Source organism: Bradyrhizobium sp. USDA 4504, assembly GCF_054063995.1.
Genome location: NZ_JBSSGV010000001.1, coordinates 5,948,416 through 5,962,950, shown reverse-complemented (window position 1 = coordinate 5,962,950; position 14,535 = coordinate 5,948,416). Strand labels below are relative to the sequence as shown.

The 14,535-nt window shown below is 64.8% G+C and carries 18 protein-coding genes and 1 tRNA gene; 10 read left to right on the top strand and 9 right to left on the bottom strand.

Annotated features, from left to right (window positions below; all coding sequences use genetic code 11):
* The first annotated feature begins 56 nt into the window (after positions 1-56).
* Entirely contained in the window at positions 57-542 is a 486-nt protein-coding gene (locus ACVMB1_RS28170; RefSeq protein ID WP_076829648.1) for a Crp/Fnr family transcriptional regulator, read from the top strand.
* Here the strand turns inward: ACVMB1_RS28170 and ACVMB1_RS28165 are convergent.
* Positions 481-1,308 carry a metallophosphoesterase family protein gene (locus ACVMB1_RS28165; RefSeq protein ID WP_076829651.1) on the bottom strand — a complete coding sequence of 276 codons (828 nt, stop codon included), beginning with the start codon at positions 1,306-1,308 and terminating at the stop codon, positions 481-483. The genes ACVMB1_RS28170 and ACVMB1_RS28165 overlap by 62 nt on opposite strands.
* A gap of 162 nt (positions 1,309-1,470) precedes the next feature.
* Positions 1,471-5,346 carry a PAS domain-containing protein gene (locus tag ACVMB1_RS28160; protein ID WP_076829654.1) on the bottom strand — a complete coding sequence of 1,292 codons (3,876 nt, stop codon included), beginning with the start codon at positions 5,344-5,346 and terminating at the stop codon, positions 1,471-1,473.
* 356 nt (positions 5,347-5,702) lie between these two features.
* Between ACVMB1_RS28160 and ACVMB1_RS28155 the strand changes: the two genes are divergently transcribed.
* The 5 genes from ACVMB1_RS28155 (at position 5,703) to ACVMB1_RS28135 (ending at position 8,268) form a co-directional block, all read left to right on the top strand.
* On the top strand, positions 5,703-6,101 hold the full coding sequence (locus ACVMB1_RS28155) for a phasin family protein (protein ID WP_057019032.1): 399 nt from the start codon (positions 5,703-5,705) through the stop codon (positions 6,099-6,101).
* A gap of 271 nt (positions 6,102-6,372) precedes the next feature.
* Positions 6,373-6,807 carry a phasin gene (locus tag ACVMB1_RS28150; protein ID WP_028336028.1) on the top strand — a complete coding sequence of 145 codons (435 nt, stop codon included), beginning with the start codon at positions 6,373-6,375 and terminating at the stop codon, positions 6,805-6,807.
* A gap of 185 nt (positions 6,808-6,992) precedes the next feature.
* Positions 6,993-7,069, top strand: a tRNA-His gene (locus ACVMB1_RS28145).
* 200 nt (positions 7,070-7,269) lie between these two features.
* A complete protein-coding gene (locus ACVMB1_RS28140) occupies positions 7,270-7,563 on the top strand; it encodes a hypothetical protein (protein WP_371852154.1) in 294 nt (97 codons plus the stop codon).
* Between the two features lie 387 nt (positions 7,564-7,950).
* Positions 7,951-8,268 carry a hypothetical protein gene (locus ACVMB1_RS28135; RefSeq protein WP_016841357.1) on the top strand — a complete coding sequence of 106 codons (318 nt, stop codon included), beginning with the start codon at positions 7,951-7,953 and terminating at the stop codon, positions 8,266-8,268.
* A 13-nt stretch (positions 8,269-8,281) separates the two neighbouring features.
* On the opposite strand, the gene ACVMB1_RS28130 is transcribed toward ACVMB1_RS28135, so the two are convergent.
* Complete coding sequence (locus ACVMB1_RS28130) at positions 8,282-8,416, bottom strand: hypothetical protein (protein WP_256521274.1); 135 nt, start codon at positions 8,414-8,416, stop codon at positions 8,282-8,284.
* Between the two features lie 34 nt (positions 8,417-8,450).
* On the opposite strand from ACVMB1_RS28130, the gene ACVMB1_RS28125 reads away from it, so the two are divergent.
* A complete protein-coding gene (locus ACVMB1_RS28125) occupies positions 8,451-9,131 on the top strand; it encodes a ParA family protein (RefSeq protein WP_028336032.1) in 681 nt (226 codons plus the stop codon).
* Positions 9,132-9,294: 163 nt separating this feature from the next.
* On the opposite strand, the gene ACVMB1_RS28120 is transcribed toward ACVMB1_RS28125, so the two are convergent.
* Together ACVMB1_RS28120 and ACVMB1_RS28115 are read right to left on the bottom strand one after the other, a co-directional pair.
* Positions 9,295-9,441: a hypothetical protein gene (locus tag ACVMB1_RS28120; RefSeq protein ID WP_162832441.1), complete on the bottom strand. Its 147-nt coding sequence runs from the start codon at positions 9,439-9,441 to the stop codon at positions 9,295-9,297.
* A 152-nt stretch (positions 9,442-9,593) separates the two neighbouring features.
* Positions 9,594-9,890 (bottom strand): DUF4282 domain-containing protein, encoded by a 297-nt coding sequence (locus ACVMB1_RS28115; RefSeq protein ID WP_028340592.1) that lies wholly within the window; start codon positions 9,888-9,890, stop codon positions 9,594-9,596.
* Positions 9,891-10,209: 319 nt separating this feature from the next.
* On the opposite strand from ACVMB1_RS28115, the gene ACVMB1_RS28110 reads away from it, so the two are divergent.
* The 3 genes from ACVMB1_RS28110 (at position 10,210) to ACVMB1_RS28100 (ending at position 11,475) form a co-directional block, all read left to right on the top strand.
* Positions 10,210-10,668, top strand: a complete 459-nt coding sequence (locus ACVMB1_RS28110; RefSeq protein WP_057019033.1) for a MaoC family dehydratase — start codon at positions 10,210-10,212, stop codon at positions 10,666-10,668.
* 8 nt (positions 10,669-10,676) lie between these two features.
* Positions 10,677-11,159: a MaoC family dehydratase gene (locus tag ACVMB1_RS28105; RefSeq protein WP_076829845.1), complete on the top strand. Its 483-nt coding sequence runs from the start codon at positions 10,677-10,679 to the stop codon at positions 11,157-11,159.
* A gap of 172 nt (positions 11,160-11,331) precedes the next feature.
* Positions 11,332-11,475, top strand: a complete 144-nt coding sequence (locus tag ACVMB1_RS28100) for a hypothetical protein (RefSeq protein ID WP_016841369.1) — start codon at positions 11,332-11,334, stop codon at positions 11,473-11,475.
* Positions 11,476-11,582: 107 nt separating this feature from the next.
* Here ACVMB1_RS28100 and ACVMB1_RS28095 read toward each other — a convergent pair whose 3' ends face one another.
* The 4 genes from ACVMB1_RS28095 to ACVMB1_RS28080 form a co-directional block, all read right to left on the bottom strand.
* On the bottom strand, positions 11,583-11,723 hold the full coding sequence (locus ACVMB1_RS28095) for a hypothetical protein (protein WP_167350365.1): 141 nt from the start codon (positions 11,721-11,723) through the stop codon (positions 11,583-11,585).
* Between the two features lie 386 nt (positions 11,724-12,109).
* Positions 12,110-12,532, bottom strand: coding sequence for a hypothetical protein (locus ACVMB1_RS28090; RefSeq protein ID WP_076829847.1), 423 nt, complete (start codon positions 12,530-12,532; stop codon positions 12,110-12,112).
* A 155-nt stretch (positions 12,533-12,687) separates the two neighbouring features.
* A complete protein-coding gene (locus ACVMB1_RS28085; protein WP_076829850.1) occupies positions 12,688-13,629 on the bottom strand; it encodes a hypothetical protein in 942 nt (313 codons plus the stop codon).
* A gap of 249 nt (positions 13,630-13,878) precedes the next feature.
* Positions 13,879-14,313: a nuclear transport factor 2 family protein gene (locus ACVMB1_RS28080; RefSeq protein WP_026193357.1), complete on the bottom strand. Its 435-nt coding sequence runs from the start codon at positions 14,311-14,313 to the stop codon at positions 13,879-13,881.
* Between the last annotated feature and the right edge of the window lie 222 nt (positions 14,314-14,535).

Here is a 14,535-nt window from a genome sequence, read left to right as displayed (position 1 = left end):
ATGCCGTTTGACGCGACAGCATCTCTGCCTAGTCTGACCGGAGACGGAGATGAAACATGCGAGCGATCCTTGATCACTGCACCGGCGGTCGCAGGCGCAGCCTGCCGGCGGGCACGGATTTCATCGAGGAGGGAGGCAAGACCGGTCATCTGTTCGTGCTGCTCGAGGGCAAGGTGGAAGTCGTCAAGGGCGACAGCCTGGTCGCCGTCATCGACGAGCCCGGCGCGGTGTTCGGCGAGATGAGTGTGTTGCTCGACCGGGCGCACAGCGCCAAGGTGCGCACGGCCACTGATTGCGTCCTGTACGAGTTCGACGATGCGGCGTCGTTCCTGCGCGAGCAGCCGGAGGTGGCGCTGCTGATCGCGCAGCTCCTGGCGCAACGGCTTCATGTCGCCACGACCTATCTTGCCGACCTGATGCACCAATATGCCGATCACGGCACCCATCTGGCGATGGTCGGCGAGGTGTTGCAGAGCATGATCAACCTGCCGCCGATGCAGGTCGCGCCAGGCTCGGATCGGCAATCCGATCCAAGGATATGAGCCAGTCCGGCGCCTCGCGCACGGGAGCCGCCGGCCGCGACAGCGGCGCCTTGAGATCGATCATCTGCGCATCGCCGGCGGCGAGCCAGAACGCCTTGTCCTGCGCGAGATCGAGCACGATGTAGACCGGAGGCCGGCCGGGCTGCAGGCCGGTGTTGAACACCCAGCTCGCTCCGATCCGGTCGAACCACGAGCCCATCTGGATGAACGGCGACTGATGCACATGGCCCGAGATCACCAGCGCCGGATGGTGGCGCTCGATCCAGCCGAGCAGCTCGGCGTCGCCGAAAAAGCGCTTGCCGCCCCAGCTGGTCGGCGAATCCGCCGGCGGGGCGTGATGGACCCAGACCCAGCGGCGGTGCGGCATCGCGGCCGCCGCGCGAAGCTGATCGTCGATCCGCGCCTTGACCAGCGGGCCGTCCCACCACGGGCACACCGTGAACAGCGTGTCGCCGATGGCCAGATTGTCGCCGTCGCAGGCGACGCCGAACTCCCTGATGCCCGCGACCCAGCGCGCGATCTTCTCGCCCTCCGGGTTGCGCTCGTCGAGGTCGTGATTGCCCGAGCAGAAGATCACCCGCGTGAGATCGGCGAGCCGCGACAGGTATTTCGTGACGACGACGATCTGGGCGCGGAAATCGACCGCCGAGCCGAGGTTGAGCGCATCGCCTGCGAAGATCACGAGATCGAATTGCGGTGCCGCCGCCAGCAGCCAATCGAACTGCGGCAACGAGTAATGCAGATCGGCGACGACAAGACAGCGCATCGGTGAAATCCGAATGCCCGGAAAACGGGCGGGGCCGCACGGCAATGATTTCAAACAAGCCAAATCGCAGCAAGATCTATGCCGCGCCGCGCGGATCCGACGCGACAGATGTTCGCAGTGTCCTGGAATCGGCCGGCAAGAGCGGGAAGGGCGGATCGCTGCTCACGCCCTTGCTGTGGCGTGGGCGAAGGTCACCTCGATCAGCGTGCCGGTGCGGCCGCCGGTCCGGATCTGGAATTTGGCGCGATTGGCTTCGACCAGCGCCTTGGTCAGCGACAGGCTGACGCCGCCGGAGCCGGCCTGATCTGATGGCGTCGGGGCGCGGAACGGCTCCAGCGCGGCGGCGACCTCGTTGTCGTTGAGACTCTGCCCGGTGTCGCGCACGCGCAGCATCACCTCGCCGAAATCCGACAGCGCGGTCGAGACGATCACCTGGCCGCCGGCATTGGCGAGATGGATCGAATTGCCGATCAGGTTCAGCGTGATCTGGCGCAACGCGCGGGCGTCAGCGACCACAGGCGGCAGCGTGTGGGCGAGCGAGGTGCGGATGATGATGCGCTCGCGGTTGGCCTGCGGCTGCATCACAGCGACGCAGCTCTCCACCATCTCGTTGAGGTTCTGGCTGGCGAAGGCGAGGTCGAGCTTGCCGGTCTCGATCCGCGACAGGTCGAGCAGATCGTTGACGATCGCGATCACCCGCTCGCCGGAGGCGCGGATGTCCTTCATGTATTCGACATAGCGCTCGTTGCCGAGCGCGCCGAAGCGCTCGCCGATCATCACCTCGGCAAATCCGATGATGGCGTTGAGCGGCGTGCGCAGCTCGTGGCTGATCCGCGCCAGCATGTCGGACTTGGCGTTGGCGGCGCGTTCGGCGAGCCGCCGCGCCTCGCGCAATTCGCCCTCGCTCTTCTTCGTTTGCGACAGATCACGGAACACCGCGAAGAAGTTCGGTCCATCGGCGCGGGTGCGGCCCATCGTCACCGACAGCGGGATGATGCCGCCCTGGCGGACGCGGCCGAGCGTCTCGCGGCCATGGTCGAGCAGGCTGGCGACGCCGGCCGATTTCAGGCTGGCAAGATAGTCGAAGATGCCGTGCTGGCTTTCCGGCGCGAACAGATCGGCGAGCTTGCGGGTGACGAACTCGTCGCCGTCATAGCCGAACAGCGCCTCGGCGCTGCGGTTGCAGGAATGGATGTTGCCGTCGGCATCGAACATGATGATGCCTTCGGCCGCGGTGTCGAGGATCGCGCCGAGCTCTTCGGCGTCGGCCTGGCCGGCTTGCGGCTCAGCCGGCGCAAGCAGCGGCTCGGCGGCCGCCGCAGGCTCCGGCTCGGATAGCGCGGCGGCGATCGAGGCATCCTCGTCCAGCGTGCGCGAGAAGATCAGCGCCAGCGCGGAATCGTCGTCCCAGGTGATGGTGTGCAGCCGCGCCTCGGCGGACACCGACTGCGCGCCGTGCTCGGTGCTCTGGTTCGCGGAGATCGTCACCGGCGTGCCGGTGCCCGACGTGCTGCTCGCCTGCGAGACGCCGGGCTCGACATAGAGCGCGTCGAGACCGCCGGCGGCTTCCAGCGCGTGCAGGCTGTCATGGCCCATGCGCGAGAGGAAGGCGCGGTTGGCATAGAGCAGGCGGTCGAGCCGGTAGATCAGGATGCCGACCGGCAACAGATCGAGCAGCGCGCGGTCGCGCCGGGAGTCGGCGCGCGGCGCCGGCTCCGCCGCAGCCAGCCAGCTGGCCTTTGGTGTTTCCGCCGGTGTCTCCAGCCGCGCGATCGCCTCTTGCGCTGGCGCCTCTGCTTGCTGCGGCGGTTCGCTTGCGGGCGGCGCTTCGGCGACCGGCTCGGCCGGCACGCTGTCGTCCGTCGTCGCGGCGAGGCCGGCCTCGTTCTCGAGCCGCGCCGACAATTGACGGGCGAGCTCGTTGAAGGCGTTGTTCTCGACCGGCGTCAGCGACGGCGGCCGGGTGTCGCCGGCGGGACGGAACGGCACCACATTCGGTGGCGGGTCGTGACGCACTTCGTGCGTTTCCTCGTGCGTTTCCACGGCGTGATCCGGATCGGCTCGGTGTGAAGTCTCTGCGGCTGTCGGCTCGGTCAATTCCTCGGGTGGTGCTGCTGCGGTCGTGTCGGGCGGCGGCTCCGCGTGCGGCGGAGGATTGTCCTGTGGCGCGGCGGGCCCAGGCGGCGCAACGGTGCGCGGCGCCGGTGCGACATCGGCCGACAGCGATTGCGGCGCGACCGTGCCGCTGAAGAACTCATAGCGGCGCAATGCGGCGAGTCGCGCAAGCCCGTCGAGGTCGCGACACACACCAAAGCCGCGATAGCCGGCGAAATTCCTGGCACGATCGAACACCGGCAGGCCGGACAGTTCGACCGGCAGCCGGCCGCCGCCGTCGACCGGCCAGTGCAGCGTGATGCCGCTCCAGGTGTCATGGCTGGCGAACGCCTGCATGACGCGGCCTTCGGGATCGAGGCCAAAACTCTCGGCGATGTCGCTCCACAGCCGGCCGAAGCCCGCCGCGGTGTGCAGGCCGATCAGGCGGGTGAATTCATCGGAGCCAAGCGAGAAGCGGGCCTCATGGTCCATCTGCCACATGAAGCGCAGCGGATGGCGCCGCACCGGCAACGGCTCGTCGAGCCATGATGGTGGTGGCACCGGCGCCAATGTCGCGGGCTCCGGCTCGGCGGCAGGCGGCGGCGCGGGCGCATCCGCGATCGCATAAGGCGAGGGGGCGGGATCGGCCGGGGGCGCCGATATTTCCGGCGCGTGCGTGCGTGCCGTCTCTGCGAGATCAGGCGCAGGCTGTTCGACCGGCGCTTCAGCGGGTGCTTCGATCAGCGCTTCCGACAGCGGCTCCTCGACGGCGGGGCTTTCGTCGGGCGTGGTGTCGAGAGGTGCAGTCTCGACGGGCGTCGGCTCTGAATGCGTGAGTTCTGCCGACGCAAGTGGCGGGGCAAGAGGCGTAGGCTCTTCGATCTGCGCGCCGTCCGGCACTTCGATCAGTGCTTCCGACAGAGGTTCCTCGGCGGCAGCTGTTTCGTCTTGCGTGGTGTCGAGAGCTGCGGTCTCTACGTGCGCCGCCTCTGCTGCCGCGGCAGATGGAGCAGCATTCTCAGGTTCGGATTTAGCCGCGCTGACGATCGGCTCGATCGTGACGCGCTCTTCCAACTGCGGATCCAGCGCGTCGAACAAGGCGATCGGTGCTGCGCTGGCCGTCGCGGGCGCTTCGTCATGCGCAACGGCTTGTTCGATAACTGCAGGTGCTGGCGGCGGCTCTACGGCCATGGCCTCTTGCTGCGCTGGCGCTGCGGGAGCCGGTGCTTCGCGCGCCGGCGTCTCCGGCTCAACCGGCGCAGGCACGATCGGCGCCGGCCTTGCGGCGAGATGCGCCGCCGGCTTGATCAACGCGACCAGCGCGCGATCGGCGCCGTGCCCGATCCGCTGCAGCACGACGCGGCCGATCGCAACGCTCGCCGCCGCGCGGCCCTGCGCCAGCGCCTCACCGCGCGCGGCATCGAGACCGGCTTCGGTGAGGTCGTGCAGGCCGGGCAGCGTACGCGCCGCCTCATTGGTTGCGACCAGCAATCCGTTGCTGGTGAAGGCGGCGGCCGGACGCGGCAAGCCCTGCAGCAGCCGCTGCAGGCGTTCCGCGAGCGGCATGCCGCGGCCGGTCGCGTTGAGCGCCGTCATCAGGATGCCGTGGCTGCCGTCCGGCAGGTCGATCCGGGCGCAGCCGCAGGTCGCGAGCATGCCGGGCGCAGCGCCGAAGCCGCGCAGCCGCTCCAGGCGGACCGCGCCATTGGCGTTCAGGCTGTGGCCGAGCCGCGCGACCTGGCGGCGGTGCGGATCGGCCGGGCCGAAGCCGCGCTTCGCCAGCTCGGCGCCGTTGGCGGCACCGAATACCTGCGCGCCGACCGGATTGGCCCAGAGAATCCGCGCGCCGTCGGCCGCCCACAGCCATGCCGGCAGGGCGCCCGTCGCATGATCCGCCAGCCTGACATCGCCGAGCGCCTGGATCTGGAATTCCGCGTCACTCATCACGCAAGATTTGACCGCATGGGTTTGGCTTTCTTCCTTAAGCTCAGCCGAAGGCCCGGCAGCCGCAGGACGACAGCCTTAACAGAAGGTTAGTATCGCAACTGGGGGGCGGCAGGTCCATGTCCGCAGCGAAACTGCCCCCGCCAAAGCCGGGATAACGTTAACTCGGCTGAACGATCCACAGCCGTTTGGCGTTGTCGGGCAAAGAGAGGTTGCTGCGAGCCGCGCGATGCGGAACCAGGCGGCGCCGCGTCACACCTGCGATTGCAGTGCCACGATATATATTCTGCCGTCTATCTTGCCCTGGGCCCGCAGGGCCAAGCGGCGGGCCGATCAGCAAGCGAGGGAGAGCGACCATGAGCGACAACGGGCGTGACCATTTCGAGATCCCCAAGTTCGAGATTCCCAAGGATATGCGGTCGATGGCGGAGGCGAGTTTTGAGCAGGCGCGCAAGGCGTTCGAGCAATTCGTGACCAACGCCAAGGACACCGCCGGCAAGATCGAGGAGCGCAACGCCACGGTGCGCGCCGGCGCCAAGGATCTTTCGGCCAAGGCGCTGTCCTATGCCGAAAAGAACGTGCAGTCGTCGCTGGACTACGCCGAGGCGCTGCTCAAGGCCAAGGACCTCAGCGACGTCATGCGGCTGCACAGCGAATATGTGCAGGGCCAGATGCGCTCGCTCGCCGAGCAGGCCAGCGAGATGGGCCAGGCCGTCAGCCGGGCCGCGATGGACGCGGTCAAGCCGAAGAACTGACGAAGCGCATTGGCCGCGGCCGACCCCGGCGCGTTCAGCCTCGGTCGGCCGCGGTAATCTTTTGTTCCGTCAGATAAAAAATGTGGCGTCGCACGCGATCTTACGTTGCGTTGCACAAAATTGACATGATATGGGTGTTTATTAGGCGCGCCCGACGAAGGGCACTCCCGTGAATCAAGGCAGCGTGATCCATTTCAGCGCTCCCGGCCTGATGGGCTCCGGGACGTTCGCAATGGTCACATCTACTCACCCGTTGCGAAGGATTACACGTATGACCAACCCGTCCGATCCGTTTTCCGCCTCGATCATTCCGTTTGAAGTTCCCGAGCAGATGCGCGCGTTCGCCGAGAAGGGCGTTCTGCAGGCCCGCGACAGCTACGCCAAGTTCAAGGACGCCGCCGAGACCCACAACTCGACGGTCGAGGCCGTGTTCACCTCGGTGAGCAAGGGCGCCAGCGAGTATTCGGCCAAGCTGATCGAGTTCTTCAAGGCCAACACCACCTCCTCGCTCGACTTCGCCCAGGAGCTGTTCAGCGTGAAGTCGCCGACCGAAGCGGTCGAGCTGTGGACGTCGCACGCCCGCAAGCAGTTCGAGACCTATACCGCGCAGGCCAAGGAACTGGCCGAGCTCGGCCAGAAGGTCGCCAGCGAGACCGCCGAGCCGATCAAGGCCAGCGCCTCGAAGTTCTACAAGCCGGCCGCCTGATCGCTGCCGTTTGGGAGACCAGCGAAAGGCCCGGGCCGAAGCGGTCCGGGCCTTTTTGCTGGGCAGGAGCCCGTCAAGCGGCCCGACATAACAGCGGAAATCGGCGCGTTACGGCCTTGCCAAAGCGCGGCGTTGCACCTAGTTTCCGCCCGAAATCGCCGCCCCGCTTGAGCGGGCCGCGGGATGCAGTTGTAGCTCAGTTGGTTAGAGCGCCTGTCTGTGGAACAGGAGGTCGGTGGTTCGAGCCCACCCAACTGTACCATCCGCAAGATCAGTCAGCGCGACATCGCAAAATCCGGCCATCGCAAGGTCGCTCGCCCTTATCGCCCGGCGTGTCATCGCGTCCGCTTGCACTTCTCTGTCCCGTCACCCAAACTGGCTGACACGACGCCTTAACGACGCCTAGTGACACCTTTGGGGGGATGCATGGGGATCGCCTGTTCAAGGAGTTTTTCGTTTGCGTTGATATCAAGCATCGCTCTTGCGGCGCTGCTGCTGCCGGGCCGAAGTGAGGCCTATACGCAAGACCAGCAGCAGGCCTGTACGCCGGATGCGTTCAGGCTTTGCGGCCCCGAGATTCCCGACGTCGATCGCATCACGGCCTGCATGATCAGGAACAAGGCGCAGCTCTCGCCGGCCTGCCGGGTGTTCTTCCGCGGTGGTCCCGAGCCGCGTGAAGCGAGCGAGCGCGTGGAACGGCGTCCTGCCAAGCACAAGGCCGCCAAATCGCACAGGGCGAAGAAGTCCATCCACTAAATGATTCCCATCGCGCGCACGCGGCTAACTTGGCGCATTCTCGTCGAGCGGACCGCTGTGCGCTTCACCTCGCCCCGCGTGCGGGGAGAGGTCGGAACGCATCGTCAGATGCGTTCCGGGTGAGGGGGAGTCTCCACAAGCGCAACTATCGCCATCCACGCGGAGACAGCCCCTCACCCCAACCCTCTCCCCGTAAGAACGGGGAGAGGGAGCGCAGCGCCATCGCGGTCAACGCAATCTCATCGCGCGGTGGATCGCCTCCATGCGATTTCAAGGTTGCGATGCGCGACAGACTGACGCCTTGTGACGCTGTCACGCAGCATCATCTCTGGGGCTTGTATTGTCAGCCAAATCTGTTCCGCTTGTGGAACGGATGGAGCGGGACGCGTGAGCGAATACTACAAACAAGAGATCGATCGGCACTTCGCCTGGTTCGAAGCCAAGCTGCCGGAAAAGCCGGCGCGCTTCGTCGCGTGGCTGCGCAAGCCGTCGTCGCGCTATGTGCGGATTCCGCTCGCGATCCTCCTGATCATCGGCGGCATCTTCAGCTTCCTGCCGGTGCTCGGACTCTGGATGCTGCCGCTCGGACTCCTTTTGTTCGCGCAGGACGTTCCGTTCCTGCAGAAACCGACCGCGCAATTGCTCGGCTGGATCGAGCGCAAGTGGATCGAGCGCGAGCGCGCGAAAGCTGCCGGAAAACGCTAGGCACCGAGTCATATCAAACGCTTAGGGCTTCCATTTGCGGTTGCGTCATAAGTTCGGTGTGACTCAAAAAGCAAAACGCACCGGTAATCTTGGCCACTTTGCGGATTGCAAGAAATTTTTTCTTTCGCGAATCAGCGTGCTGATTCATTTTCGCCTCCTGGGGTCAATCTGGAGGCCAACGTATGAACGTGATTGTTTTCGCTTCGCGTAAGGGGGGCTCGGGAAAAAGTACCCTGGCTGCTCACCTCGCCGCGCAAGTGCACAAGGCAACGAAGCCCTGTCTGCTGATCGATGCCGATCCGCAGGGCTCGCTGACTCTCTGGCACAAGCTGCGCGGCACCAACGAGCCGGCGATCAAGACGGCAGTGAACTCGGTCAGCGGGATCATTGCCCAGGCCAAGCGTGACGGCATCGAGTGGGTGTTCATCGACACGCCGCCGAACCTCTCGGCCGTGGTCGACGACTCCATCAAGAACGCCACGATGGTGATCATTCCGGCGCGGCCCGGCGTGTTCGACGTCAACGCCGTGCAGGAAACCATCCAGACCTGCCGCTCGATGCGCAAGCCCTATGCCGTCGTGATCAACGGCGCGCCCGCGCAGCGTGACGGCGCCGAAAGCCGCATCGTCGCGATCGCGCGTGAGGCGCTGGCGAAATTCCGCGCACCGGTGTGGAGCGGCCAGATCACCAACCGCGCCGATCTTCTGATGGCGCTCGGCCAGGGCGAAGGCGCCCGCGAATATTATGCGGAAGGCCGCGCCGCCGCCGAGATCAATCGGCTGTGGGCCGCGATCGAACGCTCGATCAAGGCGATCCGCGGCACGGCGTCGGCGTCCGGTACGATGCACAAGCAGGCGGCGTAACAACGCCGTTTTGGTTTGAAATGGAAAGAACGCGCGGCTCCCGCGCGTTTTTTGTCGTCGAGAATATTGGAGTCATTCCGGGGCATGCGAAGCATGAGCCCGGAATCTCGAGATTCCGGATTCGATGCTCACGCATCGCTCCGGAATGACGGAGGGGATGCCCTCACGCCACCATCAGCAAATAAAACACGATCACCGGCGCCAGGGTCAGGATCACCGACCAGATGCCGACAGCCCATAAAATATCCTCGGTCGTAAAGCCCGGCTCGGCACCCGGCCTCACGGCAACAAAGCCATTCCTCGAATTCACGACGCCCCCGCGCTGGTCTTGGCAATGCGGAAGGCTGTACGCGAGCGGATTTAAGATCCCGGTCGGAATTTCGCGGGCATTTGCGCGCGGGTGCTACTTCGGATTAACCACGGCATGGGCGGCGGGCCGCGTTCGGCCGGGTGTCGTTCGCCTCAGTGCATTGCTCCGTCCCGATCGCGGATTGCGCCGAGATGCTCGTTGATCCGGAATACGATCAGGATGAACTCGGCGGCGATGCGCGAGAACACGATGCCGACGAAGACGCTGGCGATCGACGCGAGCAGCTGGATGAATCCGACGAACGGGCTGATCGCCATCGCCGTGAGGCTCCACAGGATGCCGGAGATCCCGAACAGCACGATGACCGCGATCACCAGCCAGTAGAACGTCTTGATGATCGTGGGCGTGATGAAGCGGTCCCACTGAAACAGATCCTGGAAATCGAACATCATGGTTCTCCCGGCCAGCCGAAATATGATTCGCGTCTCGTTCATCCTACTGCGTGACCGCCGGCGTGATCACTTCATCCCGGAACCCTGCGCCGCAGGCGTCCGTCAGGACGAGGCCTTTTGCCGGGCCAATGGTTCGGGCGGCGCCAAAGCGCCTCCGCGACCAGAGGGATCGATAACGCAGAACCCCAAACCATCTCGCCTGCGCGAGCCCCGGACCGGGCGCCGGCAGTCCAGGGGCGAGCTATGCGAGTGGGCCGGTTGTGATTGCCGCAAATAACGGCCACAATCGGGCTTCCCTCCGGCATATCCTCACCCAATGACCACGCTGACCTTCGAAGACTTCAAGCCCGGCCGCTTCGGCACGTTCGGCCCGCGCCATGTTTCACGCGAGGAGATCCTCGCCTTTGCCGCCGAATTCGACCCGCAGCCGATGCATCTCGACGAGGAGGCGGCGAAGAAATCGATGCTCCGCGGCCTGTCGGGCTCGGGCTGGCATCTCGGCTCGCTGATGATGCGGATGCTGTTCGACGGCTTCATCGGCCGCACCGCCTCGCTCGGCTCGCCCGGGGTCAACGAGATGCGCTGGGTGGCGCCGCTGCGTCCGGGCGACGATTTGACGCTGGATGTCGACGTCGTCGAGGCGCGCGTCTCGAAGAGCCGGCCCGAGACCGGCATCGTCACCTTCAAGGGCACCATCCGTAACGCGCGCGGCGAGATGCTGTGCGAGATGGAGTCGCCGATCATCGTCAGCCGCCGCGACGGCGCGAGCGCATAGGATGGGTCATGCGCTTTTTTGAAGATATCGAGATCGGCGCGCGGCGCGAGTTCGGCTCCTTCACCTTCACGCCCGAGGACATCAAGCGGTTCGCCGCGCAGTTCGATCCGCAGCGCTTCCATCTCGACGAGGAGGAGGGGCGCAACTCGCTGTTCGGCGGGCTCGCCGCATCGGGCTGGCATGTCGCCAGCGTCTGCATGAAGCTGCTCGTCGCCGACGGCAAGCGGCTCGCCGCGGAAGCCGCCGCGCGCGGCGAGGAGGTCGCGGTCTGGGGGCCGTCGCCGGGCTTTCGCGAACTGCGCTGGATCCGCCCGGTGCTGGCAGGCGATACCATCAGCTTCACCAACCAGGTCGAGACCAAGCGCACGTCCGAAAAGCGGCCCGAATGGGGCATCCTTCAGGCCCGCAACACCGGCGTCAATCAGCGCAACGAAGTGGTGTTCTCGTTCCTCGCCACCGCTTTCGTGCCGCGGCGGAATCCCGGTTCCTGATGTTGCCCGCGCGCCTCTGATGTTGCCCGGACGCCATGGTTAGCGAATGACTTCTGCTGCCGACGCAGTTGTGCGTTGCGTGGAACTCAGTTTTTGCTAACGCATTCTGAACCTTTGTCCCTGCCTTATGGTTTGAGGGCACGGACATCTGGCAAGAATGACTGGGGATACCATGGCAGATCGCAGCGCGCTGAAACTCGTCGGCATTATCTTCGCGACGGTAACGGTTGTGGTGATGCTGGCCACCGGAATGGTCGTGAAGGGCTTTGCCGACGGCAATTATTCCTTCGAGACCACCGCGAGCATCGACCGCTGATTGACCGTCTGTAACTCCCGGCGCTCGAGGGAGCGCAGGTGGCGTGCATTTGCGCTTTTCAATGTGATCTGTCGGCAGGCTGCGTCACATTTCTTCCAAGCTTCAGTCTAACGATTCCAGATCAGCACCATCACGACCGTCGCGGCTGCCAATATGCCGATGAAGCGGATCATGATCGTGCCGATGCCCTGCTGCGGCTGGCGCAGCGGAATCGGATCGGCGGCGTTATCCGGCCGGACGCTCTGCATGACTTCGCCTCCAAATGGATGCCCGGCTAGTGTCCCGAATCCGAAGTTCGCATCATTTGCCGCACCTTCGGAGCGAACTTCGGATTCGATAAGGACACTAGCAAACCTTTGATTCTAGTGTGCTTTATGAATGCGAAGTTCGTGAAAGTGGCTGCCGCGAAATCGCACAAACTTCGCATTCAGCACACTAGGCGCGGTCCGGACGCGAATTCCGGATTGGACGCGGGCTCGACATCCCCAGTTCAAATCGGCTTCTGCAAAAAATTGACGTCGCGGAGTTTACACCGCGCTGAATAACGAATCGTTCCGCGCTGAATCAGGCCGCAAAGCGAAGCCGCCGCCCCCTGTTCAGGAGGCGGCGGCGATCAGTTTGGAAAACTGAAGTATCAGCTGTTGCGCAGGCCGTCGGCGGCGCGCTTCCACTGCGAGACGTTGTCGGCGATCATGCGCGTCGACTTCATCGCGGCCTGGCTGAGCTGGGCATAGCCGGAGATCTCGCGCTGGACGCGCTGGCCCTCGGCATGCAGCAGGTCACGCAGGCTCTCGAGCTCGCCGATCAGCTTCTCGATCTCGGCGAGCGAGGTGCCGGCGACGCGCTGGATCAGCGAGTTGACGTTGCTGACGGTGGCATCGGTGTTGGAGTCGGTCGGCGCGGTCTCCGGGCTCGCCACCGGCCGGCGCAGATAGGCGATATCGTTGCGCACGAAGTCGCGGATGCCGGCTTCGACTTCCGAGACGGCGGCGAGGTTGGTGTCGACCTCGGACGTCGTTTCGACTTCGGCTTCCTCGGTACGGTTGGTGGCGTTCATCGGCTTTCCCCTTGTTCGCAATGGCGAAGCGCGGCTTGTCCCCCGCACGACGAATTGATGAAGTTACGGACCTATCAGTGCCGCCGAATTTGACCGCATCTGGGCCAAGTTGCGGCAATGCCTGATCATTTAGCGCGATAGAGCTAACAGACCGTTCACCATGAGCGCTTGTAGCCGGCGCTGATGCTCTTGCTGGTGGTGCCCTGGGAGGTCTCGCCGACCGAGCCGGAGACGGTAACGCCGTCGAACAGCTTCTGCTCGGCACCGATCCGGCGCAGCCATCTGTCGTCGGAGGTCGACAGCGTCTGGCCTGCCGTGATGCTGGTGCCGGTGTCGTTAACCGACAGGCTCGCCGACTGATCGGTGTCGTAGCTGCGCGAGGAGTGGTTGATGATGCCGGGCACCGGGACCACGCCCTGCTGGATGAGGTTGTAGCCGTTCTGCAGCGTCAGCGAATATTGCTCCGACAGCGGCACCGACTTGCTCAAGGAGGTGCCGACCTTGCTCTGGTCGGCGGAGGGATCGACCCGCGCCTCGACCGAGGTCTTGTCCCAGATCGAGGCCACGCCGCCGGTCGAGATCGCGGCCCAGGCCGAGCCGCCGGACTGCGGCAGGCTGCCGCCATTGGCGAGCCGCTCCGACAATTGCTCCGACGTCGTCATCGTGCCTTGCCTCGCGACCGTCATGTCGGCGCCGATGCGGGTATCGAGGAATGGCGAGATCGACTGCTTGACCGACACCGCCGACGAGCCATTGGCGTTGTAGTTGGTCGACCAGGATGGATCCTTGCCGGCGACGCTGGCGGGCCTGGCCGCACGCTTCGGCGCCAGCGTGGGCAGGCTCGTAGAATCGGTGTCGAGCTGGCTCCAGTCGAGCTTGCTCTCGTCGATGTCCTTCAGGATGTCGGCGTCATTGGCATTGGCCGCCGGCGGCTCCTCGTCGGCCGCAGCCTCGGCGTTATCAGCTGCGGTATCCTGGGCTGCGGGAGCGATCTGCCACGGCGGGGTTTGCGCGGCGGCCGGCTGCGCCATCGCCAGGCTGAAGCCGGCCGCCAGCACCTGCAGCCTTGCCCAGCCAAATCGTAATGTGAAAGTCATTCCCAGCCCGCAAATTCCAGAGCCGCAGCATGCATTGCCGTGGCGCAAAATTGTGGCATCGGCGCTCTGAAAGCAAGTGATCAACGCGTGATCGTCATGTCCGGGACAAACGCGCAGCGCGTTCGCGCGGCGCGTCCCGAGCGCGGCCGTTCGGGGCTGGCAAAACAGGCCGCCGCTGCCGGGGCGCCTGAACGCGAAGACGCGCTTCGCGCTTTAGCGCCCCGGACATGACGAAGGCGTGAAAAGCCGTCAGACCGCGATGCGCGGCAGATGGATCGGGTAGCCGACGGTCTGCTCGACGAGGTCGAAACTGTCGACCAGCACGCGGAAGCTCGTCAGCTTGCCGGCCCTGAACTGCGCGAAATGCGCGATCCGGAGCGAGATCGGCTTGTTGGAGTCGAGTGCCGTCAGCGAATAGCGCAGCATCGAGGCTGCGGAATCCACGCCGAGCATGATCTGTTCCCGGTCGAAGCGGTGAACCCTGAGGTTCTCGCCGATCTGCCGGATCACCTCGAGCACCGCGGCCTTGCCGCGGCGCGCGCCGAAAAAGGAAAACAGGTCGATCGGCCCATAGATGGACCATTCGACCTCGTCGTCGAGCAGCGGCTCGATATCTGCAAGCTGGCGTTCGTTGATCGCGCGATGCAATGCGCGCGAAAAACGCCAGAGACTATGCTCTGTCATTTTGGCCTTGTCCTGAAACTGGATTTTCAAACGCAAACGGATGGCAGGGGGTCAGCGCCGACGCCTTGCCAGGTTGCTGCACATCGCTATTGCGGCCTGAAATATTGCCGAACGGCAAAAACGCAAATGACTTTTTTGCAATGCACAATTGCGCGGAATTTTACCGGAACGTGACCGCCGACCTCTGGATTCTGGTTCTGACGCGCTTTTTTGTCGCGAACC

What these genes read in the sequence shown, in the direction of transcription:
- ACVMB1_RS28130 (WP_256521274.1), bottom strand. Translation starts at nt 8,416, where the DNA reads ATGAATCAGCACGCTGATTCGCGAAAGAAAAAATTTCTTGCAATCCGC.
- ACVMB1_RS28170 (WP_076829648.1), top strand. Translation starts at nt 57, where the DNA reads ATGCGAGCGATCCTTGATCACTGCACCGGCGGTCGCAGGCGCAGCCTG.
- ACVMB1_RS28150 (WP_028336028.1), top strand. Translation starts at nt 6,373, where the DNA reads ATGACCAACCCGTCCGATCCGTTTTCCGCCTCGATCATTCCGTTTGAA.
- ACVMB1_RS28085 (WP_076829850.1), bottom strand. Translation starts at nt 13,629, where the DNA reads ATGACTTTCACATTACGATTTGGCTGGGCAAGGCTGCAGGTGCTGGCG.
- ACVMB1_RS28125 (WP_028336032.1), top strand. Translation starts at nt 8,451, where the DNA reads ATGAACGTGATTGTTTTCGCTTCGCGTAAGGGGGGCTCGGGAAAAAGT.
- ACVMB1_RS28100 (WP_016841369.1), top strand. Translation starts at nt 11,332, where the DNA reads ATGGCAGATCGCAGCGCGCTGAAACTCGTCGGCATTATCTTCGCGACG.
- ACVMB1_RS28095 (WP_167350365.1), bottom strand. Translation starts at nt 11,723, where the DNA reads ATGCAGAGCGTCCGGCCGGATAACGCCGCCGATCCGATTCCGCTGCGC.
- ACVMB1_RS28165 (WP_076829651.1), bottom strand. Translation starts at nt 1,308, where the DNA reads ATGCGCTGTCTTGTCGTCGCCGATCTGCATTACTCGTTGCCGCAGTTC.
- ACVMB1_RS28080 (WP_026193357.1), bottom strand. Translation starts at nt 14,313, where the DNA reads ATGACAGAGCATAGTCTCTGGCGTTTTTCGCGCGCATTGCATCGCGCG.
- ACVMB1_RS28105 (WP_076829845.1), top strand. Translation starts at nt 10,677, where the DNA reads ATGCGCTTTTTTGAAGATATCGAGATCGGCGCGCGGCGCGAGTTCGGC.
- ACVMB1_RS28160 (WP_076829654.1), bottom strand. Translation starts at nt 5,346, where the DNA reads ATGAGTGACGCGGAATTCCAGATCCAGGCGCTCGGCGATGTCAGGCTG.
- ACVMB1_RS28155 (WP_057019032.1), top strand. Translation starts at nt 5,703, where the DNA reads ATGAGCGACAACGGGCGTGACCATTTCGAGATCCCCAAGTTCGAGATT.
- ACVMB1_RS28110 (WP_057019033.1), top strand. Translation starts at nt 10,210, where the DNA reads ATGACCACGCTGACCTTCGAAGACTTCAAGCCCGGCCGCTTCGGCACG.
- ACVMB1_RS28115 (WP_028340592.1), bottom strand. Translation starts at nt 9,890, where the DNA reads ATGTTCGATTTCCAGGATCTGTTTCAGTGGGACCGCTTCATCACGCCC.
- ACVMB1_RS28090 (WP_076829847.1), bottom strand. Translation starts at nt 12,532, where the DNA reads ATGAACGCCACCAACCGTACCGAGGAAGCCGAAGTCGAAACGACGTCC.